Here is a 24,395-nt window from a genome sequence, read left to right as displayed (position 1 = left end):
AAGGAGTATAATTCTGTTGTCCAAAGAGTTGCATTCATACTCGACAATCTCTTTTCTCCGAACAACCAGCTTGACTTCCTGTCCATTGCATTATATAGTCTTGATTGAACGCTTGAAACTATTTTTGTTTTTACAGTTTAAACTCGTCAGGAGGAAGAGGTATGAAAGCACGGATCATGAAAGCCTTTTTAGAAGAAGTGCATGAGAAAAGTATGAAATTCACGATGGATGATCTGGCCAAGAGGCTTGGCATCAGTAAACGTACGCTGTACGAGCAATTCGCCTCAAAAGTGGATATCTTGGATGCAATCATCGACTCAACACTTCAGGAATTCGACGAAAAGACCGAAGCGATCATGCAGAGCCCTCACTTGACCTTAATCGAAAAAATTAAGAAGACGATGACTGTCATTCCTAAATACAACGACTTCTATACATGGCAAATACTCGAACAGATGAAAAAATCATATCCTGACCAGTGGACACGCATCCATGCGGCGTTGAACGAATGGGATGAACTACAGGAACTGATTGAACAAGGCATACAGGAAGGACTCATTGCAGATCGCAATGTACCACTTCTTATGAAACTGATCATCGAAGCGGCAAATGCAACAATGGATCGGCAATTTTTCCTGGAGAACCGTATTACTGTTGAAGAAGCTTTGGATGAAATTGTCGATATCCTACTGTATGGAATGGTAAAAGTGGATCGTATGTAAAAATAAAACCGACACACTGTTCGGTTTTTTTCCTTGACTCTGTAAACTGATAAAACAAAAATAGTTTTTACGTTTCATAATGAATGAATTGAAAGTAGGATGGAATTATGAACCTCTGTATGAATGAGGGAATTTATCAACAACGACAATTAGATCATAACCAATGTAAATGGAGAGGTGGTTTGTGCAATGGGTAAACAGACTAAACAAGTAAATGACATCGACAGCCAACCCGTTGGACGCATTTTTTTGCGTTACCTCATTCCATCGATGATTGGCATGCTACTAATGGCGGTCAACATTGTCGCTGATGGCATTATGGTCGGTAACAGGCTTGGCGCAGAAGCACTTGCAGGTGTTGGAATCGCAGCACCAGTCTATTCGATTTTCCTTGCCGTTTCCCTTTGGATTGGTATTGGGGGAGCAACTAAATACTCCATGGCGATGGGGGCTAACGATCCGGAAGAAGGACGTCGAATATTCAGCCACGCCCTCGTGTCGATCGTTCTGATTACGCTTATCATCGGTCTACTTGCATTTTTGGCCCGCACACCCCTCGCATACCTTCTTGGTGCGAACCCCGACACTTTCCAATACGTTTCTGATTATTTATATGTCATATTATTATTTGGTGTCATTTTGACAGTGGAAAACATGTTTAGTATTTTTGTTCGGAATGATGGCGGCCCGAATCTTGCGATGGTTGCACTTATTTCGACATCCGTTTTGAATATCATCCTGAACTATCTATTTCTGTTCGTCTATGACTACGGTGTCAAAGGAGCCGCATTCGCGACCATCATCGCTTCAGCGCTCGGGATGCTGATTTTGGCTTGCCACTTTCTGAAGCCATCCAATAACTTAAAATGGGTTCGATTTTCGTTCGATAAAACACTATTTGGAGCCATTGTTGTCATCGGTTTCCCAAGTTTCCTGTCAGAAGTAGGAATATCCGTATTCACGATTTCGCACAATATCGCGTTCGAGCGAACAGCAGGTACTGTTGGAGTTGCTGCCTTTTCGATTTTGAACTATGTGCACAGTGTCATGCTCATGTTGTTCCTAGGACTGGGCAGTGCGATCCAACCGCTTATTAGCTACTATCAAGGTTCGAAAAATGAGAAACGAAAAAGAACCACCATGAAGCTCGCGATGGCAACTGCATTCGGAGCTGGGATCATCTCCCTACTTGTAGGACAATTCGCTGCAAGCCCTATCGTTTCGTTGTTCGGAGATTTCCCTCGGGAGGTCACAACACTCGCAGAATCTGGTATCCATCTGTTCTTCATTGCCTACCTATTCACAGGCTTGAACTTTGTCATGATGACCTATTACCAATCTGTCGGTAACGTCAGGATGGCAACTTGGATTACCGCCTCTAGGGAAATCCTAATCATGCTAGCTTTCCTCATCATTCTACCGGCACTCTTCGGTACAAATGGTATATGGTTGTCCATCCCTGCATCAGAATTTGTCGTCTTCGTCGGTGTCTGGCTGTATCAGCGAAATGCTGCAAAATCACGTTGAATGACACTGTACAAGTCACTGGGAGTACTAAGGAAAGGTTCTAGCTAATCATCATTTTTTCCATTAAGCACTCACGTTTCTTAGACTCTTTTACTAAATGCTACTATCCCAATCGCCTTAAATACCTGTAAATGCTGGACGTATCACATACGTCCAGCATTTCTTTTATAGGGTAATTTGTTTTTTAATTGCAAAGCCATCAGAACGTGTAGACAGCTAAAATTATAAAACTAACTCTAATTATTTCAAAATAATAAATATTAAGAAATAATTATCATTCAATTACATAAAACTATATTCGTTCAATCTTTTCTCGTAAATCGGACACCTGCCACAAGGATAGCAGAATACAATACGAGTGCAATCCCAACCACTTGCCATCCTTGCAACTGATCGCCAAGAAACAAGACTCCCATCAGGACAGCAACAATCGGTTCAATTGTCGCTAAAATGGATGCTTTCCCTGCTTCCAAATATTTCAGTCCTGACGTATACAAAACATATGCCGCCACTGTTGAAACCAAAGCTAAAAGTAAGGCGGATATCCATACATCCACATGCTGGAATTTATCGACTTTAGCTAAGATGTCACTCGTTAATAACATGAAAATGCTTGTATACAAAAACGTATATGTTGTAATGGTTAATGCAGAATATCGTTTAGTGACAGGTTTTGTGAAAATACTATATAAGGCATAACAAAAACCAGAAAGAATCCCCATCAAAAGCGTCTTTCCAGGAATACTTTGTGAGCCGAACGGTAACAAACCTACGACGAATGCACAGCCCGTTATGGCAAAAGCAAGTGCCCAGCCTTTCCGGATCGTGAGTGGTTCCTTAAAGAAAATCCGAGACAGAAGCGTCACAAACAATGGTCCTGTATACAAAAGCGTCACCGCCAAGGACAAGTTCGATTGAGAAAAGACTTCGAAGTAAAAATAGTTAAACAGCGCGAGACTGAAAACCCCCGCACTTGCAAAAAAGAGATGATCTTTTAACCGGGTTCTTAATTGTTCGCGATAGAATAATGCCATGATGAGTATTAAAAATAAGAAACTTAAGATTCCTCTTATGGCCACGACATCCCAAGATGTGAAACCTCTGGCATATAACGGGGAAATGAATAATCCGATTAGTCCCCAGCATACCGCCCCTGATATGGTGATCAGATAGACTCTGATGCCTGGCAATGTCCCCATTACTTCCCCTCCTACTCTCACACATTGATAGAGTTTCCAAAATTAATCATACAATATTCAGCCGGCGATATATAGACGAAATTTATTGACATAATAAAGTGACCACCATCGCTCGGTGTTGAGCAATGGTGGTCACTACATTTATTCACTTTCTATCTAGGACCGTATATTCCCTACGCCTTCTTTACGACAATCTCTTCTTCAACTACATCCACAATAACTGCTCCAACTACCTCTTCCTCTAAAAGAAGATCTGTCAAAGGGTCTTCGATTTTGTCTTGGAGCACTCTGCGGAGTGGCCGAGCTCCGAAGCGTTTGTCATAGCCTAACTTGACCATTGCTTTTTTCGCATCTGGTGTGATGGTGATGTCGATATGGTTTTCCTGGATGACTTGCTGAAGTTCTACAAGCATCAGATCTACTATTTTAAGTAGATTTTCTTCTGTTAGTTCATTGAAAGCTACAATCGCATCAAAACGGTTCAAGAATTCGGGTTTGAAATAATCCCCTAATGTTTCGAGCATCGCTACCGATTCATGTTCAGTCTGATTGAATCCGACACTCACTTTTTTAGCGACGCCAGTCCCTGCATTACTGGTCATAATGATGACTGTGTCTTTGAAACTAACGGTGCGACCATGTGAGTCGGTTAAACGACCGTCCTCCATAATTTGCAAGAACATATTTTGCACATCAGGATGCGCTTTTTCGATTTCATCGAGTAACAAGATCGAGTATGGATTCCGTCGGATCTGTTCCGTCAATTGCCCGGCTTCCTCATGACCAACATAGCCCGGAGGTGAACCGATGATTTTTGACACTGCATGTTTCTCCATGTATTCACTCATATCCAGCCGTGTCAAAGACTCGCGTGAGCCGAATAACTCTTCCGCCAAGACTTTTGTAATTTCCGTTTTCCCGACTCCTGTTGGTCCTACAAACAGGAAAGAACCGATTGGACGATCCTTGGATTTTAAACCAGCACGACTGCGTCGGATCGCTTTGGCTATTTTATCGACAGCCTCTGACTGGCCAATGACTTTTTTACCTAAGTTTTCGGCAAGACCTTTCATTTTCGCTTGTTCGGCAGCTTGAAGTTTCGTCACAGGAATTCCTGTTTTCTCTTCTATTATCAGTTCAATATCTGTTATTTTCACTTCAGTATGGTCAATTCCGCCATATTGTCTCGCCGCTTCCAGATTTTCTTTCAGTTTAACTTCTTCAGCTCGCAAGTTTGCAGCTTTTTCATAATCCTCTTCTTCTGCTGCCTGCTCTTTTTGCTGAATGACTTCTGCTAATCGGGTTTCAAGCGAAGCTGAGTCTGAGGATGTCTGTTCCAGATTTAGTCGTGCTCCTACTTCATCCATCAAATCTATCGCTTTGTCCGGTAAAAAGCGGTCCTGGATATAGCGTTGTGACAATGTCACAAATGCTTCAACCGTCTCAGCGGAATAACGTACTCCATGGAATTTTTCATATCGATCTTTAATACCATTTAAAATTTTAACAGCATCTTCTAAAGATGGCTCTTTCACAATAATTGGCTGGAATCTACGTTCGAGTGCTGCATCTTTTTCAATTTGACGATACTCTTTCAACGTTGTGGCACCGATGAGTTGCATGCTTCCACGTGCAAGTGCCGGCTTCAAGATATTTCCTGCGTCCATCTGTGACCCTTCTGCGGTTCCCGCTCCCACGAGTAAGTGAATTTCATCCACAAACAACAATACGTCTTTCCGTGTTTCCAACTCATCGATCAGCTGTTTCATCCGCTCTTCAAACTGACCACGAATTCCTGTATTCGTTACAAGTGATGCAACATCCAGTACATACACTTGTTTGTTCAACAATTTTGAGGGAACGTCTCCTTCGTGGATCTTGACAGCAAGCCCTTCAGCAATCGCAGTTTTACCTACACCTGGTTCCCCAATCAGTACGGGATTGTTTTTATTTCTTCTATTTAATGTTTCAATGACGCGTTTGATTTCTTGTTCCCGTCCGATGACTGGGTCAAGCGATCCTTCTCGTGCTTCGTAGGACAAATTCTTTCCAAGCTGGTCTAACAAACCTGGTTCATGGCTATTTTGCTTTCTCAATTGAGTATGTGCTCGTTTGCCGCCGTTCGCTTGATTGAGATGAGGGGCTTCTTGGTTGAAAGTAGGTAATTCCCCTGCACTCAATTGACCTTTCAATTCTTGAAAGCAGGAAAGACAAAGATTCATTTGCATTGCCTGGTAATTCACTTGAAGTTTCAAATTCATCGTTGCTGCGTTGACTTCACAATGTTGACATTTCATAATCGGATTCCTCCTTAAGATATTCATGTACTTATTTGTCTTTAATCTGACTTTGACTATCTTTAACCTTTGTTGTAATTATATACTGACCTTATTTGACTTTCAATAAATATGCTCGGATTCTTAACCTCGTATGTGGAATAAGTATGCGGAATTATATATTTGGGTTTTCGGTATACACTGAAAACAATATCTTTTGCGTTTGATTTCATCTATTTTTATAATAGATAGGAGCAATCTTATACGAGCTGTCCCATACAAAGACAGTAATCATTTATTCGAAATTGAAGAAAGAAGGAATTGGCGGTCTATGACTATCTTCATCAAGCTCGTTCAAGTAGCATTTCTTTATGGATTTTATCTCGTAGGGAGTTGGCTTCAAACCGTTTTGCATCTGCCTCTTCCTGGGAGTATTATCGGACTATTATTAGTGTGGGGAGCGTTAAGCACTAAACTTCTGTCCTTGAACTGGATTGAATCGGGAGCGTACACCCTGTTATCTGTATTACCAATATTCTTCATTCCCGCGACAGTGGCGATTATGAATTATGGTCATTTCTTTGCAGGGAAAGGAAGTTTGCTTATTCCGATTACAATCATTAGTACATTTTTGACGATGGGAATCGCCAGTTTCGTGAGTCAGTCGGTTGCGAAACGGAATGGTAAGAGAAAGGCGGGGTCTGAATGCAGCTGATTGGTATTACGATTGGGTTCATTTTACTTACAGTCGTTCTCTATTTTTTAATGAATGTGGTTTACGTAAAGTTTCATTTCCCATTTTTAGTACCGATTTTAACAACTACAGTAGTCCTTATCATTGTTCTAGTCGTGTTCCATATTCCTTATGATACATATATGATCGGCGGACAGTGGATCAACCAGCTGCTCGGACCTGCAGTAGTGGCTTTAGCGATTCCTTTGTATAAACAGCGAGACTTGTTAAAACGACAGATCTATCCGATTGTCATTGGTGTTCTAGTTGGATGTCTGTCAGGGATGGTCTCTGGTGTGATGCTTGCAAAGAGTGCGGGGTTTTCAAAAGAACTCGTCTTGTCCATTTTGCCGAAATCCATTACAACACCGATTGCAATGCAGATTACCGCACAAGTAGGTGGAATTCCTGCCCTCGCGGCTGTTTTCGTTATCATCGCTGGAATCTCGGGCGTTCTACTCAGCCATTATTTCTTAACGTTCTTCAAGTTGGACAGCACACTCGGCCGCGGAATCGGGTTAGGCGTGGCCACCCATGCAATCGGTACTTCCAAAGCGATCGAATACGGCGAAGAGGAAGCCTCTTTGAGTTCCGTTGCCATGACGCTGGCCGCCATTTTCGGGTCGATTCTAGGACCAGTCATAGCTTGGATATTTTACTGATGGATTACTAACCTAGTCAGCCGGATTGGTTTTTAATTAAGTACCTGTACAGCAACCTTTCGTGATTGTTTGAAAATTCACATCGGCTCCTCGCACAGGTACTTTTTAATTCCATTCATACACAAAAAAGCCTCGCCAAATGAATGGTTGTGACAATTCTTATAAAGCGATAAACTTAGAGAGACGAACCATTTAGAGAGGAGAATACATATGACCTATCAACCAGACACTGACGAAACAAAAAAACTCATTCAGCAGCTTGTATCGATTCCAAGTCCTTCCGGCTATACAAATGAGGTTATCGCTTTTGTAGAAGAATATTTGAAACCCTACAATGTGGAAACGAAGCGCAATCGCAAAGGGGGGCTGATTGCCACGTTGCCCGGTAAAAACGACAAAGAGCACCGTATGCTGACGGCTCATGTAGATACGCTCGGCGCTATGGTGAAAGAAGTGAAAAGTAACGGTCGGTTACGTCTCGATTTAATAGGCGGCTATCATTACAATTCAATTGAAGGTGAATACTGTCAGATCCACACGACCTCAGGTAAAACGATTACCGGTACGATATTAATGCATCAAACATCCGTACATGTATACAGAGACGCTGGTAAAGCCGATAGAAATCAAGTGAATATGGAAGTTCGTATCGATGCAAAAGTTACCAATGAAAAACAAGTCCGTGCGCTCGGCATTGAGGTTGGTGATTTCGTGTCACTGGATCCACGTGTTGAGATGTGTGACAATGGGTTCATCAAATCACGGCATCTGGATGACAAAGCCAGTGTCGCAATCTTATTGCAGCTCATTCAAGAAATTCATAGCAAAAAAATCATGCTTCCTTATACAACTCACTTCCTGATCTCCAACAATGAAGAAATCGGCTACGGCGGAAATTCCAACATCCCTGAGGAGACCGTCGAGTATCTCGCAGTCGACATGGGTGCTATGGGAGACGGCCAATCGACAGATGAATACACAGTGTCCATTTGTGCAAAAGATGGTAGTGGCCCCTATCACGTAGGTCTGCGCAATTCCCTTGTAGAGTTAGCGAAGCAACATAACATTGCGTATAAGTTGGATATTTATCCCTACTACAGCTCAGATGCGTCAGCTGCCATTAAAGCAGGACATGACATCATCCATGGTCTGATTGGACCCGGCATCGATTCTTCACATGCGTTTGAACGGACACATGAAGAGTCATTGGCATGTACGTTACAATTGCTTTATCATTACGTGCAGTCTGAGATGCAGAGTTATTAAGTGACTAGAGAAAAAACCAGCGACCTTCAGCTATATCGGTCGCTGGTTTTCACGTTTTTCTTCAATATATCTGTGAACCTCTACATTTCAGAAATGTCATTGTTCATATATACTAAAAGATATAGCTTTACAAAGGAGGTTCGGACAATGGAATTTAAAAATATCGACGAACAAATCATCCAGAAATACAAAGAAGATGAGACCCTAATGGTACGTCTTTTTGTACAATGGTGTGCGAATCATGATTTGAATCCCCAACTTCTCTATCAAAAAGCATACCCAGAGCAGTCAACAAATGAAGTTTTAAAGGAAGTCATAGATAGTGATGAGGGGTTTGACGAACTTCATATCGACAACGAAACGATGTTGGATGTGCTTCAAATGTTTGGAAATGAAGACCTGGCATTTGTAGTAGCTGAAGAGATACAGCGGTTGAAGTAGTAATAGAAGTGACATTTCAAGCTAAATAAGCTATTCCTAAAAAAAAATGCAGGAACCGAATATGTTCATATTATTGGTGACATACTCGGGTACCTAACACACATCATCCCTCATGCTTTTTTTTCAAGTTAAAACGTTTCACCCTGTCTGCAAACCCTGCATCGAGCAATGCGTCAACTTCAATATTTCCGAACAGGTCGAAGTGCGGATAATCTTTTTTGTAGTCAATCCACTCAGGTTTTAATCCGTACGTTTTTCCCCATTCAATCAGTCTATCAAGATTTGCGCAGCCTACCTTCGTCACTGTCTTACAGCCAGGAAAACGATCATCCTGCCAGTAATGGGTAAGGAAGGCAATCTCCCCGGCACGTACTGCCTCTTTCCAAGCGCTCAATTCCATACGATTAGTTCCAAATGCCATCAGGCAACACCTCTTCAATCCATTATACAAAAGATGGCTTTCTATTACTGTTTGGTCAACTCACTATCGATCTTTACAAGGAACTAACGGTTGTAAAATATCCTTTTCGATTAGTAACAAGCTGTCTACATATCTCTAAAGATTAAAAAAACGTCGACTCATCGCCTACGTTCAACTGTTCCTTTATTGAATGGATTTCCATTCACTTACTAGCAGATAACATTATCCAAATTGATAGGTTATTTCGCTTGAATAGACAAATCTACGGATAAAAACTTAGGAAGAGACTGTTCATGCTTATCGAGCATAATCTGTTCCGGCTTGACACCCTGCTCACATAGAACGTTAATATTCTGCACGAGGAATTCATCGCTGCCGACCACATAAAACAGTCCATCTTTGTCTGCAGCAAGTTGCTTCACTTCTTCATAATAGTCTTTTCGGTTATCAACGAACTGAGAGGTGAAATTTTTATCAGGCGCGGATTCAAAAATAGTTGTGAATAAAAAATCTTTTGATGAGTCAATATTCAACGAATGGATTCGATTGACATTGTCTCCGCGTTTGAAATAATCAAGTACTAGTGGTCTAAAAGTTGCCAAACCTACACCTGAAGACAGCAAGTAAACATTTTTATCTTCTCTTTTAAGAGGTACATTTGAATGCGTTTTAAATATTGCAACTTCATCACCAACACCAAGATCTCTTAAAATCGTTTTAAACTCCGAGCACTGTTCTTTGATGCGGGTTGTTATACCAATCGAATTTTCATGTGGTAACGTGGAGATGGACATATGGCGAATCAGGCTGCGATTCGGTTTTTCTCCGGCATTAAAACCTTCCAGTGCAAAATGGGTGTGAGAACCTTCTTCCCATGTAAAGTCTTTCGGACAATCGAGTAAATAGGTTTTAACCGCAGGCGTTTCTTCAATAATCTTATTTATTTTTGTCCAGTATATTTGCATAACAGATTCCCCTTCAGTAATCATTTGGTTCGTTCTACATTAATCATACTATAAATGATAACAATTCTCAATTGAATCTTTTTTAGTAATCCTTGTACTCTGTTCAACTTCCATTCCCTTCAGAATCGCTACGAGTTGCGACATTCACATGAAAAATAATTATCCCTTACCTATTTAAGTAGATGAGATAATTATGTTTAATGGATCCTAACAATCTTTTGTGCAGGAACCTTATCTATTTTTCTTAGGATAAAATGACTTATATCCTTCTTCATTAAAAAAATCCCTAATCTGTATGGTTGCTAAACAATTTAGGATTTTTCTTACTTTTCATTAGCACATAATTCAAAAAGAGCTTTTTTGTTTGACGAGTGCTACGATTAAAACGAAGGGCGTTGTACGATTCAGGTTCCCCCACTGTTAATGGACTCGAATCCTCTGGTGCTCTTACTTTTTTGCTGCTTTACACTCAACTGGGATGGTGAAGACAATGAATTACATACAACTGGAACAAGAACTCCGCAGAATATGCAGTGACGCAGCTGGGAACGTCTCGCTTTACGCAAATACGCCGGATGGAACAATTTCGATACGACCGGATGAAGTGATAAGGTCAGCAAGCATTTTGAAAGTTCCGGTTGCCATGGCTTGTCTCGCATTTGCGGATCGTGGTGAAATTGACTTGGACACACCAATGAAAATCGTAGAGCCTGTTGGCGGATCGGGCATTTTAGCGTATATGCACAGCATGGAACAGATTACATTGCGTAATGCGCTGATCTTATACATCATCGTCTCAGACAATACAGCAGCTAACCTCGTCATCGAACACGTAGGTTTTGAGCGCATCCAGTCGTTTTTCAGACAAGTTGGCGCGGAGCATTCACTAGTAAGCCGGAAATTCATGGACTATGACGCTTTGGCTAAGGGATTGGAAAATGTCGCTACCGCTAGAGATATGGTCCGCTTCCTAGCTTGCTTGGACCCAGCAAGCGAATTTCTGTCACTTACTAGCAAACAGCAGCTGAAGACGATCATGTGTGACCAACAGCTGATCGACAAGCTCCCTGCGTACCAGCCTATTTTTGACGACAATCTGATCATCGGAAACAAAACCGGTACCCTGCCAGGCATAGAACACGACATCGCTTATTTTGAAAAAGGCAACAGACGCGTCGACATCGCTGTTCTGACATCAAACTGGGACCATAACCACGAAGGTCAGAAAACGATTGCGGCGATTGGTAAAGCAATCATCGATTATCTATGAGCAGAAATAGACGTACGTGAAATTGACAAAGCCACAATCACCAAAACTTCTTCGGTGTTTGTGGCTTTACTTACTAACTCATTATGATTTTATAGTAGCTGCTTTACCTACTTTACTTTCCTTATCCTCTTTAGCAAATTCAACAGTTGCTGTGACAAGCCGTCAGAGAATGTATTCAGTGCAGTTTCACAAGAGTCTTAGACAACACCTATGACAAAGCCTACACCGAATACTTACATGACAAATCATTTGGGACTCCAAACAAACGATACGCAAGTGGTATCTATGAAGAGTGAACTGCCTAAAACACCAAATGCACGAGCAATAACAGAGTTTAGAAGGCCAGTCATGAAGTCAACATCTATACCAAGCGTGGTGACTGCTGTAAGAGATAGTATAGTAAATTGGGTAACATTTTTTTATAGCGTAATTCTTCTGGACTGTTTGACTACCTACCTTCTTCCCCTTGAAAGCGCAGTGTTTTATAGATTCTCAATAAGCTGCAATTACTATGTATAATTCAGTAATCCCAACTTTAGACGACACAACTCCCAATTGCAGATTGCATGTCAGAAATAAGACCGAATTTTTTTAGAGTTCTCATGTGAAGGGGATATTGCTCGTTCACCGATCTTCAATTTCCACTACACTCTCATCGTTCAGCTTCAGCGTCCAAACGTTGCGGGATGCTTCATATCTCACTTTTTCAATAACGATAAAATCGCTCGTCTTCTGCTGAATCGCTTTCTCAACAACTTGTGATTCAGAAAGCACTGCGCCCGCAGGATGATAATCAGAAAGGATTTCGACGAACTTCGCTTCACCTTGCGCAGGATATGACTCAGCAATTGCGCCGGTCGCTTCCACTTTCACACGCTGTCCAACTGTCAGCTGATCGGCTTCGTGGAATGAATAGCTTACCGCACTTTCCGATCCCCCAGCGACAAAAAAGCTGCTGTCCGAAATCCCCAGGACAAATCCGCCTTCTTCCACAGGAGTGTCAGTTTCATCGTTTTTCGGTTTGATAATCGCGGACTCTCCTGGCTCTGCGATCATACTGCCTTCCTGCTTGAAATACAACGTATCTTCAGAAAATTGTTTTTCCAATCCTTTTTTCTGATCGGCTTTCAAAAAATCATGTCCGATTGAAATCACACCTGAAATCGTATCGACGGATACTGAATACGAACCTCGGTCTCTATGCAGTTCATCAACCGCTTTTGCTACTTTGTCTTGCTGAACATGTAATTCATGCTGAGTATGCGGACTGAGGAAAATGTAGATCGGTTCCGCTAAAATTTCTCCTGCATCGACTTTCAGCTGCAAGATGTCGAGAACCTCCTGCAACCTCGCGTCTGGGTCTTTCACTCCGATCCAAATACCAGATTGTGTAGCACCGTCCATCTGATTTTCAAAAAAGATCACACCCTCTTTGTCGAATCCTGCATAACCGCCGTACACTTTTTCGAATGCTTCGATTGCAGCCAGTCCTTCTATCGCCTGGACCGCCATGTCTTCCTCCAATTCCTTGGATGGTTCCCCGAATAAGCCTTCTTTATAATCTGTTCTTGTTAGTTGCTCAAGAGCTAATTGATCTCGTTTAGGCGTCTTTTTAACTGTCTGCTTCAGTTCTGCAATAATTTCACGACTGTTTGTTTTAACCTCGCCGCTGTCTTGTTGCTCATCAGAATTACTGACTAATGTCCGCTCTATTCCGGATGTCCCGCATCCGCCCGCCAATAAAGAAATAGATAATATGATGGTAACGATCACTTTATTCATGGTTCAACCCCCTTTGACAAGTTAGACGGAGGTACTGTTGGAATGTTACAGTTTTCAGGAACCAATCAGGTAAAGTTATATGCGGGTCTAACTAGTTGTCAGCAAATTCGGCGGCTAGACATTTTATAATAACTACATGAAAAAAGTGGTAGAAACTCCTTTATCGTCAAATTCCTTCAATGTACGGTAGTTTGATAAAGAATGATTGGCAGCGCCAAGATTATTAGAAGGAGATTCAGTTCTAGCCCGATTTTTTTGAAATACTAGTTTAAGTCATATGAATAAAGGGGATACAAGTCTGGGGAATAGTTCTGAAAAGCGAGGGATTTCACTATACATAAGTACATAAAAGTTTTTAGTATCATTATTTTTATCAGTATCACCTCTAGTAGTACCCAGTCCGCTTATGCGGGTGAGCCCACAAGTACAATCAGTGTGGTGTCGTTCGATGGGTTAGGTAATATGGATGCCCAGCGCTATATGAATAATGGGATTATGCCTAACTTGCAGGAGTTTCAACATGGATCAGCCTACGCCACCGATTTCGTCACTGTCATGCCTTCCTTGACCGCACCATCACATGCTGCGATGGCAACAGGTGCAGGACCAGCAGCAACAGGCATCGTCAGCAATGAATTTCATAATCAAGGAAGAAAACTAAAAGACGATCAAAGTGGATTTTCACAGACGCTTGGAGTGACCCCGATTTGGAATGAGGCCAAAAATCAAGGAAAAGTTACAGCAACCGTGGCTTTCCCCGACTCAAATCCGGAGAATGCTTCTGCTGCTACGTACGCGGTGTATTCAGGCGGAACGTTGGCTGAATCCGCCCTTCATGACTTGGAATTTTCATCAATAAAAGATGATCGAGTCCGCCAACTGGTTTCAAAATCAATAGAAGTTGAAGAAGCCGTAGTTACATTGGATATTGAAGACTATCCCACTCAGCAACTATTCGTGCTGAGAACAGTTGAAAAAGAACCGAAGCTCTACATTTCCGCGGATCCAAACAAAATCGGAGAAGAGATCTCAGTGGACGACTGGAATGCCGTCGTCTTGGATATACCCTATTTTGATAGCTCGGGATTATATATCATGCTAAAAGGAGATATCTCAAAAAAAGATGGACTTCAATTGTTTCAAGGTACGGTAATGGGCGGAATCTACCGCGGGCCGGAGGGTTTTGCGGAGAAGATTGAATCGGAATTCGGATTTTATCCGGCTGCTGATGAATTAGGGGCATTTACTGCAGGAACTATTACAAGAAAAGAGTACGAACAGGCTGGAGAACGGTTTGCTGAGTGGGTGACCGATGTCAGTTTGTACATTAAAGATACATATCGACCTGACTTGCTGTTTTACTATTATCCAACAGTGGATACTGAACTCCATGAATTTTTATTGAGAGATACTGCACAGCCAGGCTATGATCTGGCAGCTGTCCAGGAGAAAGAGATGTATGTAAGTTGGGCATTTGCACAAGTAGATCAGATGATTGGGAGAATCAAAGACAATCAGAAACCTGATGATCACTTACTACTCATCTCTGATCATGGGCTAGAGCCGGTTCATACACGATTATCTCCGAATGAGGAACTCGAAAAAGCGGGACTTCTAGTGAAAGATAAGGATGGAACGATTGATTCGTCTAAAACAAAAGCATACGCTGAAGCGAGTGGGACGATTGCCCATGTGTACGTAAACTTAAAAGGCAGAGAGAAAGAAGGAATTGTGGATCCATCAGAATTCGCTGAAGTGAAACAAGAAATTGTATCAGCATTCGCAAATCGATCCGTCTTCTCCCCTCTTTATCGCGATCCGCGAAAAGCAGCAAATCTAGTTTACCAATGGCTGAGCGAAAAGAATGATACAGCTTATAAAGGGGTTACCTATCCCAAGGTGACAATGTTTTCATCAGATAAAGAGGAAGTCACGCCTTACGAGGTAATCTGGACAGATAAAGACGATGAATATGCATCAATAAATAACGGAAATAGTGGAGATGTCTTCTTATCTGCCGCTCCAGGATTTTTGATGGGGAAAGATGCAAACATTGCTGCTGAACCAACGCTGGAAATGGGCAGTCATGGCGGAAATCCAGAGCGTCCGAGACTACGCCCGATATTGTTTGCATCAGGTCCACGGATTTCACCTGGTGAATTGAACTACAGAATTACAATGACAGATATCGCTCCAAGTTTATATGAGTTATTAGATTTACAGGCACCCGATTTTGTAGAGGGACAACCGATTTGGAAAACAAACTAGTGCCTGTGCAGCAAACTTTCATGTTTATTCAAACATTCATGATCGTTTCATGCACAGGTTTTTTTATATTTATTATTGAAATGTATTACAAATGAATACAGAACTCAAGACCTGTCGGTTTCTCTTTGAAATGGTCTTTATATTCTTTAAATAGTAAGTCAATGCCAGAAGAATCATCTGGTAACGGCGGAGAAATAATATAGTTATAGTGGTAATATCCTGTCGAGCCCCCTCCGCTTTCCATTCGGCAATCGTATGATTCGCCTACAAACAATTCGAAGTTATCGTGATCAAGTAGGTGTGGATCATCATTTGTACCATCCCAATCGATATTGAGGTTCACGACGCTGGCATTCTCGAACTGCCTAATAAAAGTTACAGAATATAAACGCTCATCTATTTCAACTGATTGTAAAACAGGTATGTGCTTTCTAAATCCAATCGGTTCCACACGTGGTTTAAATAAATCTTCCATTTTCAGCGTTCCGAACAACGAACTTAAAAAGTCTTCATAGAGCTCATACTTTTCAGCCAAATTAACGATCATTTCTTCAGACGGATAACTAGGGTTATTATCCGAGAGATCCTTACGTTGTTTTAATAAAGCACAAATCTGTTCATCAATCGGGTACAGATGTTCATCATAATAGTTCGTTGGACGTTCAAAAGGTATTTTTTCCATCAGTTTTGCCTCCCCGTTTTTCAATTACTTTCCACCTCTACAGTTTTTAACTACAGTGAGTAAATCTGGTTTGGTTCAGTTAAAGGCATTTTGCACTTATAAAATTACAACTCAAGTAAATCTCATGTTTTTCGCATCAACTTACTCTTTCGTGTTTCGATTTCTTCCAGCCATACCGTTGATCCGCCCACTCAACAAGTAGAAATATGAAAAAGGCCAGTGAGGATATTCCAATATTGTTTGACCAACGAATTTCCGGAGTTGCAATCCACTGATAGAACGTCAGCAAAGCAAATAGCACAATGACATACTTGCATCCGTTTTTAGTCATGAAAACCTACTTCCTTTCTTAAATAAAGTCGAAAGCTCTGCTTATACAACACTGTAATTCCTAAATTCAACAATTACTATATGAGTTGTGTAGTCCTGTGATTATGGAAAAATAAATTATTGGAGAGAAATATAGTATGGACCCAAAGAGTCATGCTCATGTGTGATGATGAATGTCCACTTGTTTTCCCAGTCCATAACGTATATATCTGAATAATCCCAACTCAGCTCTTCGTACGGTAGGTCTTTCATAGATAGAGTTGCAGCATTTTGAACTAAATAAGCGTCATTGATGAATTGATAAAAAATCGTACATTTCTCCTTTCTTTGCTTTTCGAAGGCTCGGATGGCCTCTTCCTTTTCAAGACAGGCTGCCTTTTTATAACTGCAGAGATGCCACAAGAAGGAATCCAGGTAGATTTCCTTGCGTTCTTTAATGGTCAAGTGTTCTGAAAATGTTTCTAGCCAAATTCCTCGTAAATAGGTACCCCATCTCGGGATTTCCATTATTTCAAGTTCTTGAGATCGCATCTTAGTTTCCCCTATCAATAAATTTTCTTACATTAATTTCCTTATAAATGTGTTTTCCCTTACTTAATTTTCAAGTATTCATACACCACAATTGGCAGAATTCCCTACAGGCAAAGGATCCAGCCGTAATCAATGATTTTGCTTCCGGTAAGCTATTTTTCGAAATTCCCGCTGCGCTCACCTCTTTATTAATGTATCAATAATTCCCTTCGTCTTTTATTGCCATACGCTACATCACCAAAAATATTTTCGTCCAGCACGTAGATTGTTTGGTAAGTTGACCCATCATCCAAGTGAAAGAAAATAATGAGTTGGTTGTTTCTTTTTTTCTCATCTTCTGCGTCAATATCTCCTCAATAAACAGGTGACAGGTACTCTTTAAGAAATTCATCTGTCTGTTTTCTATCCAGTTCACCAATGAGGTTATCTTCATTATCGCTGTGGATACTGATTTTGGTCACTTTCCCTTGTATATCGGCGAAGTCTCCGAGTGTTTCTGCTTTCGGATTTTCGATTGCTTCAAACACGCGGCCATTTGCAATGACACGAAATTCCGATTTGTAGCCTTTCGCTACAAAAACTTCCTCCCCTATCGGCACATACGAGGCATCTCCGTTTCGCAATCTATGATTGGCACAGGCATGATCGGCGAGCATATACTTGACCTTGCCGATGCTTTTACCTATTTTGGGCAGAGCATAATCATCCGGATGTTTGAAGTCACTGGAATATTTGATATCGATGATCATAAGTATATCCATCCATTCAATTTGACCGTCCGGGCATCCGCGGAACGCATCCCATGCAGAACACCCTGCCCCCAGTGAAGCAACGAAAAGAAATAACACCGTGAGTCTCTTCTTTTTCACTTTGCCCCCCTACTCTTTCCGATGACTTGACTTTCAACTCCACAGAAAGGCGAGTGCGGCGATCCCTATGGAGAGAAAAAAGACTCCGAGAAACACTTCACCATAATAGGTTTTCGGACCCTCATATTCTGCCTTGTTTTTCCGCCAGCCTATGAACATTCCGATTAGCGTTCCGATTGCACCGTATCTTAGGACTGCCACCACATAGTCGTATACAGGCAAGTAGGTGATGATTGTCAAATCTCCTTCATATGTCGTGGCTGTATAGTTCGCCAGGAGCAGACCGAGCGCGATGGAGATGATGAACCCATACAACGCTCCGTTTTGGATTCGCTTGTTCATGTGATGATCTCCTTTCTTCATTAAACCAAGTTACAAGATTTAGTTTATTCCATGAATTATCCATGCCTTCATCATACATCACTTGGAAATTTATTGGAATACATACTGCTAATCTTTTCCTGCAAACCGAATAGCCACACTAGCCCAAGTTCCGGCTCTAATAAGAAGAAGAAGAAAAGCAATCACGTTTTAGTAGAATCTCTCCCTGTATTCTTTTCTGATGATTTGTACCACTTCAAACGTTGAGATTACCGGACTATTTCACAGCCGGGCCCCTATCACTTCTAAAAACCCATAAAATTCTCACTTTTATGTGAATTAATAGCTGTTTTCACTTTCTGTGGAGGAGTTCATAGAGCAAAAAGAGAATGCTTTTAGCGACTTAAACTATTAGACAATCGAAGGAGTGTGGTTTATGAACGATTCGACTGATGACTTTCATTAACGACTTCCCTATTCATCTGTTTAACTTAGAAAAGGACGAACTAATTATTATCGCAGAAGGAGTTGGATAGTTTTATGAAGGAAAGTATGACAGGGATTGGAAATGGCAGTAAAGCTTTCAAGAAGTCAATTTTAACAATAACACTTGCAGGGACATTGGTTTTCAGTGCATTTCCAATTGCGGAATTCGGACAAGCAAACGCTGAACCTTTAACGTCGCAAGTCGTAACTGGAAAGTCAAATGCAGCACATGACCAAAAAGTTGTTGCACGTGTGGATGCGAAGAAGGCGATTGAACATATCAGGTATTTGTCTGAGGAAATCGGTCCGCGTCCCGGAGGATTGGAAGCTGAAAAGCAAGCAGCCGATTATGTAGCAAGTCAGCTTAAAAACAACGGCTATGAAGTGGACTATCAATATTTCCCGGTCGCTGATCAATATATTGCAACTGTTGAATTTGCTGATGGAGAATCATGGCAGATGGGTGCGGCACCTAACGGGAAGATAAGTGATACACCAATGAATGGAGAAGTTATTTTCGTGGAAGACGGTACGAATGCAAATGATTTCCCGGCAGATGTCAAAGGGAAAGTTGTCTTATTAACACGTGCTTCCTCAACGGCAAATTACCGCTTGCAAGTTGACAATGCAGTACTTGCTGGTGCTAGCGGGGTCATTCTTCAAAGTGTTGTAGGGAGCCGCGGCAACTATGGTTCCACTTTCAATCCTAGTTTGACGAAATCCTATGACATCCCTGTTTATGGAGCAGCTTATATTCAAGGGGAATGGTTGAAAGAACAGATGGACAATGGTCCTGTTGAGATTTCGCTTAGCTCGAAACATTATTCCAATTTGCAATCGGTTAACGTCATCGGAACGAAAAAAGCCAAGAATAAAAAGAATAATGGCAAAGAAGTGATTCTAAGCGCCCATATGGATAGTGTAGTCGGTGCTCCAGGGGCAAATGATAATGCGTCAGGCACAGGTTTAATGCTCGAGTTAGCTCGTGTATTTAAAGGATATAATACAGATATAGACATGAAGTTCATTGCGTTCGGTTCAGAAGAACGTGGTTTGTTAGGATCGAGATATTATGTTGACCAATTGTCGCAAGCAGAACGGGATAATATAGTCGCAGTATTCAATCCCGACATGGTAGCGACGAATTACGATCTTGCAAAGAACCTCTATGCTATGACCGTAGACGGCAGTACAAATATTGTTACAGATTCGACAACAGCGGCAGGTGCACGACTTGGAAATTCGGATATCTTACCTGGTAAATTCGGCTCGAGTGACCACGTACCGTTCCATAATGCTGGGATTCCTTCTGCACTATTCATATGGATGGGAATCGACAGTTGGGATCCGTTAGTTTATCACATCGAAAAAGTGTATCATACCCCGCAAGATACACTTGAAGATAATATTTCTCAGGACAGAATGCAATCTGCCCTTGAGATCATTGGCGCTGGATTGTTTGATGTCGTAAGAAAAGATGTTCCAGGATTGAAAAGATAATTAAATTTAAATACCTGTGCGAGATGCATACATGTTTCTCGCACAGGTATTTTTCCGATTTATTTACCCAAAACTAGCACACCCCGTCAGGATTAAACGTCAGGAACCCGGCTTCCGATACTCGCAGCAATGAAGGTCTGCGCAGCGTAATAAGTAATCATGACGAGCGCATCACGTGCAGGAAGTGGAGTCACAAATCGATCGATCGCCAACAAAGAATCTGAGCAGATGAAAAGAAGGGCGCCTGTTATCACAAGCGGGAGCCGAGTGCGGATTGCTTCCCACCCCATCAGTAGAATGACCGCCATATAAGCAATTATCGCTACGCTCAGGAATAATTCACCTGAAACCAGTTGCGGTACCGCAATCCACACGGCCATAAAAAGTCCGTAAAAGAGTAGCGGGACGGCAGCAATTAGGGGGACGGGCTTACGGCTGGCTTTCCGGAAAGCAGCGATATAAAACAAATGACCGACTAAAAAAGTGGCAAGTCCCGCCATGAACCAATAAATTGCCGCATCCGCAATCATGCAAACGCTAAGACCAATAAGAACAGTCCTTTTATAGAGCGGAGAAATCAGAGACTTGTTCAAGGCCCCATATAGGATAATCAATATCATAGGCACCAGTTTCATAGCGATTTTCATGCCCACCGGATCTTCAGGAATTAGAAAAATATAAATAAAACCCATCACGCCAATCAGGGTCAGTAGAACTTTGCGCAAGACAATCCCTCTCCTTTACAGTAGAAATCCCTACATGTTATCCAGTGCCTACAGGTAACCAGGTACTCTTTACAATGTTTATTCTCAGACGACTGCTTAGTTCAAGAGACATACCCCGAAAACCGTTTAAAGTTCTCTGCTTTTACCATCCGATGTTATTTTAATTTCCATACCCATCGTTTCCCCGCTTTCAATATGGGATTCCATATTAGAGACATCGATATCCGTTTCAAACTCAACCCTTAATTGTTCTTTCCCGTTGAGAGTGACTTCATAAGGACCTCCCTCATTCATGAGCGATGACATAGGCATGTCGTCGGGGGAAATATGCCATTCAAGGAACTCAACAGCAATTCGGGTAGACTCGCCCCCCAGGTTTCGAAAAGTTAGACTGCATTGACCATGCAATGTTTTTTCGTCCGCCATTTCAAAACGGCAAGTACTCGCCTCTCCGGAATACGAAACCGCATCAATACCCGTCGCAAAGTTTTTCTGAAAGACATTCACTAGAAAACCAGGAGCCAAGAGCACAACCAAACAAGCAAGGAAAGCAATGCGGTTTTGATACTTTTCCAACGAATTCACAAGCAGAGTCAAGCCAACTAAAAGTAACACTATGAGTGTAATGCCGACCATCTGGAATCCGCCAGCAAACTGGACAGGGATGCCCACGGCTGAAAATATCGTTTCACCTAATGGCCATCTGTTTGGAAATGGAAGCGCCAATATTAAAGGAATAAATAAAATAGCTAAAGATAAAGTGAACTTTCGTTTGTCTTTTATCAAGAATCCACCTCCCCCTTTTGAAGATTGTTTTTTTGTACACGTAACAAGGAAAATCCACTCTTACCTTCACTGTTAAATTGTGGCGGTTCAACGGTTGAATTTTGTAAGCACTTTATTAAACAGTTTTTGACGTCATATCCAACAACCTGTTCTTAAAGTAGATTGATAAATAATTGCGTGAACACCAACTTACTGTAGGGGTATTTCCTATCCACATCTTACCAGTAATCATTAATTGTCACAATACTCGATAAACCGAAAAACATATGCTGTTACTGCTTCTCAGCCTATACTATTGAAAAAGTCCAGTTCTGTTTTAACGTTCAACAGAACTGGACTTTTACATAGATCCTTTGTTTTATATTTTAATAAGTGATGATCTCGGCCACCAGCTACATTAATTATCGGGCTTTCACGCACCTAGCTCCATCAAGGATCAGTGAATCAGAAAAATAAAGTAATAAATAAATGCCAGTGTAACTACAGTTTATGAGCGTGTCGGCTCTTCTTCAACTTTATTTCGAATCACTTTGTCCCTTCCAGCCGACAAACCGACTATCAGGATGACGACAGCCAACACAATGAGCATGATGAGAGGCATTGTCCAACTATCTGTCATATCATGTAAAGCACCAAATACGATTGGACCTGTAGCTGCTAGTAAATAACCGAATGATTGTGCCATACCTGACATATCCGATGCTTCCACAGCATTGCTTGTTCTCAAGCTGAAGAACATCATCGATAAGCTGAATGCGCTCCCTGCGCCAATACCGATCATAATGACTGCCACTGGCATGAACGATTGTTTTCCAAGCAAAACGCCTGAAATACCGAGTATGAACAGAGCTGCAGTCGCCGCACTTAGCAGGGTCTGATTTTTCATGCGTTCGGCAAGGATCGGAATAATGAAGTTAAAAGGAAGAATGGCGATTTGCATAAAAAATAGCATCCATCCAGCTCCACTCATACTATACCCCATGCCTTGCAGGATTTCGGGTAACCACGTCACTAATGTATAAAAAATAAGAGATTGCAATCCCATGAATAACGTAATCGACCACGCAAGCGGCGATCGAACTAGCGACAACTTCTCTTGGGACGTTGCCTTAGAATAGGCGATTGGCTCTTTTGTCTTTTTCAGTTGGGGGGCCCATATGACAATCGCTACGAAAACAGGAATTGACCAAAATGCGAGGGATCCTTTCCAGCCGATTTCACCGATTGATGTTAAGGGAACACTTAAACCTGACCCCAGTGCTGCAAATATGTTCATGAACACGCCATACATACCGGTCATGATGCCAACTTTCAAGGGAAAGTTCATTTTAATGAATCCAGGGAGCAGAACGTTGCCAAACGAAATGGCCACGCCAATTAATATCGTTCCTGCGAAAAGCGCAACGGTTCCAAAAGAAGAACGTAAAATAATACCAATGGCTAATACAATCAATGAAAGGAAAATTGTCCGTTCCATCGTTATTTTGTGCGCTATTTTTGGAGCGAAAGGTGAAAGAAGGGCAAATGCGAGCAAAGGAAATGTCGTAATCGTTCCCGCCAACGCATGATTCAACTCCAAATCCGTTCGTATCGTAGTTATTAAAGAACCGATTGACGTAAGGGGTGATCTCAAATTGATGGCAATTAAGATTACCCCGATCATTAAGAACCATTTTTTCTTAGTATCTGTTGCTGTCTGTTTTGATAATGAATCTTTTTGCAAATTCAGTCCTCCTGTATGAGCTCGATCTTCTCTCTAAAGCCATTTATGTAAGTGTTCACGTGACTAATAGCTGCTTGCACATCTTGCATTTTAATGGCTTCAAGAAGTTCATGATGAACTTCTCCATTATATCTAAAGTCTTCAGCAGCCATCATCACTTCTTCAATTGAAGAGCGCAGCGGTTCTGTTATATGTTCATATATACGCTCTAACATTGTATTATGTGATGCTTTCACCATTGCTTTATGGAAAAGGATATCGGCTTGTAAAAATTCTTGTACGTCCCCTTTTTCAGATGCCAATCTGCATAATTGGATCGCCTTAGTCAACGATTCAATATCAAGTTCATCACGCCGAGTCGCTGCTAACTGGGCAGCTTCTCTTTCTAATGCAAGGCGCACCTCCAATGTCTCCATAACACTCGACTTTTCAATTTGTCTATGCAGCGCTACACCAAAAGCACTCGATGATTTCACAACCGTTCCGCTACCTTGCTTCGTCTCAAGTAACCCGGCATGCACTAACCCGCCTACCGCTTCCCTTAGTGTATTTCGACTCACGCCGAACTCTTTCATTAACTGCATTTCAGCTGGCAATCGATCACCGATTTTCCAATGGCCGCTTTCAATCAGCTGTTCCATTTGTGTCACGACTTGCTCGACCAGCGACAAACGTTCTATCTTTATTGGCATATGCGCACCTCCTATGTTTTATCAAAAGTTGTAGGATGATTGGACATTAGCAATGTATCATGTAACTAATTTGATGTAAATAGAAGAAGTGGAGCTTTTGAAAACATGTAGGTTTAAAATGGGTGCACATGCTTGCCTGAGAAACCGAAATTGGGTTTCCCACCTTGGTCACTTCTCATAGATGAATGAAAATCCCATTACAAAAACAGGAATATATA

Annotated in this window: 23 protein-coding genes; 9 read left to right on the top strand and 14 right to left on the bottom strand. The window is 41.6% G+C overall.

Annotated features, from left to right (window positions below; genetic code table 11):
• Positions 1 to 161: 161 nt before the first annotated feature.
• Both H9659_RS06930 and H9659_RS06925 read left to right on the top strand, forming a co-directional pair.
• Positions 162 to 722, top strand: coding sequence for a TetR/AcrR family transcriptional regulator (locus H9659_RS06930; protein ID WP_191689186.1), 561 nt, complete (start codon positions 162 to 164; stop codon positions 720 to 722).
• 189 nt (positions 723 to 911) lie between these two features.
• A complete protein-coding gene (locus H9659_RS06925) occupies positions 912 to 2,249 on the top strand; it encodes an MATE family efflux transporter (RefSeq protein WP_191689185.1) in 1,338 nt (445 codons plus the stop codon).
• A 302-nt stretch (positions 2,250 to 2,551) separates the two neighbouring features.
• On the opposite strand, the gene H9659_RS06920 is transcribed toward H9659_RS06925, so the two are convergent.
• Both H9659_RS06920 and H9659_RS06915 read right to left on the bottom strand, forming a co-directional pair.
• Positions 2,552 to 3,448, bottom strand: coding sequence for a DMT family transporter (locus tag H9659_RS06920; RefSeq protein ID WP_191689184.1), 897 nt, complete (start codon positions 3,446 to 3,448; stop codon positions 2,552 to 2,554).
• A 173-nt stretch (positions 3,449 to 3,621) separates the two neighbouring features.
• Positions 3,622 to 5,745, bottom strand: a complete 2,124-nt coding sequence (locus tag H9659_RS06915) for an ATP-dependent Clp protease ATP-binding subunit (protein WP_191689183.1) — start codon at positions 5,743 to 5,745, stop codon at positions 3,622 to 3,624.
• Positions 5,746 to 6,055: 310 nt separating this feature from the next.
• Here H9659_RS06915 and H9659_RS06910 point away from each other — a divergent pair, with 310 nt between their 5' ends.
• From H9659_RS06910 to H9659_RS06895, 4 genes are all read left to right on the top strand, one after another.
• Complete coding sequence (locus H9659_RS06910; RefSeq protein WP_191689182.1) at positions 6,056 to 6,439, top strand: CidA/LrgA family protein; 384 nt, start codon at positions 6,056 to 6,058, stop codon at positions 6,437 to 6,439.
• A complete protein-coding gene (locus tag H9659_RS06905; RefSeq protein ID WP_191689181.1) occupies positions 6,430 to 7,119 on the top strand; it encodes an LrgB family protein in 690 nt (229 codons plus the stop codon). Before H9659_RS06910 ends, H9659_RS06905 begins: the two co-directional genes overlap by 10 nt.
• A 210-nt stretch (positions 7,120 to 7,329) precedes the next feature.
• Positions 7,330 to 8,385 carry a M42 family metallopeptidase gene (locus H9659_RS06900; protein WP_191689180.1) on the top strand — a complete coding sequence of 352 codons (1,056 nt, stop codon included), beginning with the start codon at positions 7,330 to 7,332 and terminating at the stop codon, positions 8,383 to 8,385.
• Positions 8,386 to 8,532: 147 nt separating this feature from the next.
• A complete protein-coding gene (locus tag H9659_RS06895; protein WP_191689179.1) occupies positions 8,533 to 8,826 on the top strand; it encodes a hypothetical protein in 294 nt (97 codons plus the stop codon).
• Between the two features lie 103 nt (positions 8,827 to 8,929).
• On the opposite strand, the gene H9659_RS06890 is transcribed toward H9659_RS06895, so the two are convergent.
• Positions 8,930 to 9,247: a hypothetical protein gene (locus tag H9659_RS06890; RefSeq protein WP_191689178.1), complete on the bottom strand. Its 318-nt coding sequence runs from the start codon at positions 9,245 to 9,247 to the stop codon at positions 8,930 to 8,932.
• Positions 9,248 to 9,486: 239 nt separating this feature from the next.
• The gene (locus H9659_RS06885) at positions 9,487 to 10,212 is read right to left on the bottom strand and encodes a dihydropteridine reductase (protein WP_191689221.1); all 726 of its coding nucleotides are present in this window, start codon (positions 10,210 to 10,212) and stop codon (positions 9,487 to 9,489) included.
• Between the two features lie 490 nt (positions 10,213 to 10,702).
• Here H9659_RS06885 and H9659_RS06880 point away from each other — a divergent pair, with 490 nt between their 5' ends.
• Positions 10,703 to 11,482 carry a serine hydrolase gene (locus H9659_RS06880; RefSeq protein ID WP_191689177.1) on the top strand — a complete coding sequence of 260 codons (780 nt, stop codon included), beginning with the start codon at positions 10,703 to 10,705 and terminating at the stop codon, positions 11,480 to 11,482.
• Between the two features lie 624 nt (positions 11,483 to 12,106).
• On the opposite strand, the gene H9659_RS06875 is transcribed toward H9659_RS06880, so the two are convergent.
• The gene (locus H9659_RS06875; RefSeq protein WP_191689176.1) at positions 12,107 to 13,264 is read right to left on the bottom strand and encodes a DUF3221 domain-containing protein; all 1,158 of its coding nucleotides are present in this window, start codon (positions 13,262 to 13,264) and stop codon (positions 12,107 to 12,109) included.
• A gap of 435 nt (positions 13,265 to 13,699) precedes the next feature.
• Here H9659_RS06875 and H9659_RS06870 point away from each other — a divergent pair, with 435 nt between their 5' ends.
• Positions 13,700 to 15,532 (top strand): alkaline phosphatase family protein, encoded by a 1,833-nt coding sequence (locus H9659_RS06870; RefSeq protein ID WP_318240699.1) that lies wholly within the window; start codon positions 13,700 to 13,702, stop codon positions 15,530 to 15,532.
• Between the two features lie 85 nt (positions 15,533 to 15,617).
• Here H9659_RS06870 and H9659_RS06865 read toward each other — a convergent pair whose 3' ends face one another.
• The 5 genes from H9659_RS06865 to H9659_RS06845 all read right to left on the bottom strand — a co-directional run bounded on the left by H9659_RS06865 (position 15,618) and on the right by H9659_RS06845 (position 18,286).
• Entirely contained in the window at positions 15,618 to 16,214 is a 597-nt protein-coding gene (locus tag H9659_RS06865; protein ID WP_191689174.1) for a hypothetical protein, read from the bottom strand.
• Positions 16,215 to 16,350: 136 nt separating this feature from the next.
• A complete protein-coding gene (locus H9659_RS06860; RefSeq protein ID WP_191689173.1) occupies positions 16,351 to 16,545 on the bottom strand; it encodes a hypothetical protein in 195 nt (64 codons plus the stop codon).
• Between the two features lie 116 nt (positions 16,546 to 16,661).
• The gene (locus H9659_RS06855) at positions 16,662 to 17,075 is read right to left on the bottom strand and encodes a DUF4275 family protein (RefSeq protein ID WP_191689172.1); all 414 of its coding nucleotides are present in this window, start codon (positions 17,073 to 17,075) and stop codon (positions 16,662 to 16,664) included.
• Between the two features lie 353 nt (positions 17,076 to 17,428).
• Positions 17,429 to 17,944, bottom strand: a complete 516-nt coding sequence (locus H9659_RS06850; RefSeq protein ID WP_191689171.1) for a hypothetical protein — start codon at positions 17,942 to 17,944, stop codon at positions 17,429 to 17,431.
• 33 nt (positions 17,945 to 17,977) lie between these two features.
• Positions 17,978 to 18,286 (bottom strand): hypothetical protein, encoded by a 309-nt coding sequence (locus H9659_RS06845; RefSeq protein ID WP_191689170.1) that lies wholly within the window; start codon positions 18,284 to 18,286, stop codon positions 17,978 to 17,980.
• A gap of 519 nt (positions 18,287 to 18,805) precedes the next feature.
• Here H9659_RS06845 and H9659_RS06840 point away from each other — a divergent pair.
• Complete coding sequence (locus tag H9659_RS06840) at positions 18,806 to 20,251, top strand: M28 family metallopeptidase (RefSeq protein ID WP_225217699.1); 1,446 nt, start codon at positions 18,806 to 18,808, stop codon at positions 20,249 to 20,251.
• A 92-nt stretch (positions 20,252 to 20,343) separates the two neighbouring features.
• On the opposite strand, the gene H9659_RS06835 is transcribed toward H9659_RS06840, so the two are convergent.
• From H9659_RS06835 to H9659_RS06820, 4 genes are all read right to left on the bottom strand, one after another.
• A complete protein-coding gene (locus tag H9659_RS06835; protein WP_191689169.1) occupies positions 20,344 to 20,976 on the bottom strand; it encodes a lysoplasmalogenase in 633 nt (210 codons plus the stop codon).
• Between the two features lie 126 nt (positions 20,977 to 21,102).
• Positions 21,103 to 21,762, bottom strand: coding sequence for a hypothetical protein (locus H9659_RS06830; protein ID WP_191689168.1), 660 nt, complete (start codon positions 21,760 to 21,762; stop codon positions 21,103 to 21,105).
• Between the two features lie 487 nt (positions 21,763 to 22,249).
• Positions 22,250 to 23,425, bottom strand: a complete 1,176-nt coding sequence (locus tag H9659_RS06825) for a CynX/NimT family MFS transporter (protein ID WP_191689219.1) — start codon at positions 23,423 to 23,425, stop codon at positions 22,250 to 22,252.
• 62 nt (positions 23,426 to 23,487) lie between these two features.
• Positions 23,488 to 24,177 carry a FadR/GntR family transcriptional regulator gene (locus tag H9659_RS06820; protein ID WP_191689167.1) on the bottom strand — a complete coding sequence of 230 codons (690 nt, stop codon included), beginning with the start codon at positions 24,175 to 24,177 and terminating at the stop codon, positions 23,488 to 23,490.
• Positions 24,178 to 24,395 lie beyond the last annotated feature (218 nt).

The sequence above is a fragment of the Sporosarcina gallistercoris genome, assembly GCF_014836415.1.
Lineage (GTDB): Bacteria > Bacillota > Bacilli > Bacillales_A > Planococcaceae > Sporosarcina > Sporosarcina gallistercoris.
The sequence above is the reverse complement of the archived record's forward strand: the minus strand, read 5'-3'. Positions and strand labels throughout refer to the sequence as shown.

Coding starts and splice junctions, on each gene's coding strand:
- H9659_RS06895 (WP_191689179.1), top strand. CDS start 8,533: ATGGAATTTAAAAATATCGACGAACAAATCATCCAGAAATACAAAGAA.
- H9659_RS06845 (WP_191689170.1), bottom strand. CDS start 18,286: ATGAACAAGCGAATCCAAAACGGAGCGTTGTATGGGTTCATCATCTCC.
- H9659_RS06915 (WP_191689183.1), bottom strand. CDS start 5,745: ATGAAATGTCAACATTGTGAAGTCAACGCAGCAACGATGAATTTGAAA.
- H9659_RS06925 (WP_191689185.1), top strand. CDS start 912: ATGGGTAAACAGACTAAACAAGTAAATGACATCGACAGCCAACCCGTT.
- H9659_RS06840 (WP_225217699.1), top strand. CDS start 18,806: ATGAAGGAAAGTATGACAGGGATTGGAAATGGCAGTAAAGCTTTCAAG.
- H9659_RS06860 (WP_191689173.1), bottom strand. CDS start 16,545: ATGACTAAAAACGGATGCAAGTATGTCATTGTGCTATTTGCTTTGCTG.
- H9659_RS06865 (WP_191689174.1), bottom strand. CDS start 16,214: ATGGAAAAAATACCTTTTGAACGTCCAACGAACTATTATGATGAACAT.
- H9659_RS06855 (WP_191689172.1), bottom strand. CDS start 17,075: ATGCGATCTCAAGAACTTGAAATAATGGAAATCCCGAGATGGGGTACC.
- H9659_RS06880 (WP_191689177.1), top strand. CDS start 10,703: ATGAATTACATACAACTGGAACAAGAACTCCGCAGAATATGCAGTGAC.
- H9659_RS06905 (WP_191689181.1), top strand. CDS start 6,430: ATGCAGCTGATTGGTATTACGATTGGGTTCATTTTACTTACAGTCGTT.
- H9659_RS06885 (WP_191689221.1), bottom strand. CDS start 10,212: ATGCAAATATACTGGACAAAAATAAATAAGATTATTGAAGAAACGCCT.
- H9659_RS06930 (WP_191689186.1), top strand. CDS start 162: ATGAAAGCACGGATCATGAAAGCCTTTTTAGAAGAAGTGCATGAGAAA.
- H9659_RS06825 (WP_191689219.1), bottom strand. CDS start 23,425: ATGATCGGGGTAATCTTAATTGCCATCAATTTGAGATCACCCCTTACG.
- H9659_RS06900 (WP_191689180.1), top strand. CDS start 7,330: ATGACCTATCAACCAGACACTGACGAAACAAAAAAACTCATTCAGCAG.
- H9659_RS06920 (WP_191689184.1), bottom strand. CDS start 3,448: ATGGGGACATTGCCAGGCATCAGAGTCTATCTGATCACCATATCAGGG.
- H9659_RS06820 (WP_191689167.1), bottom strand. CDS start 24,177: ATGCCAATAAAGATAGAACGTTTGTCGCTGGTCGAGCAAGTCGTGACA.
- H9659_RS06890 (WP_191689178.1), bottom strand. CDS start 9,247: ATGGCATTTGGAACTAATCGTATGGAATTGAGCGCTTGGAAAGAGGCA.
- H9659_RS06875 (WP_191689176.1), bottom strand. CDS start 13,264: ATGAATAAAGTGATCGTTACCATCATATTATCTATTTCTTTATTGGCG.
- H9659_RS06910 (WP_191689182.1), top strand. CDS start 6,056: ATGACTATCTTCATCAAGCTCGTTCAAGTAGCATTTCTTTATGGATTT.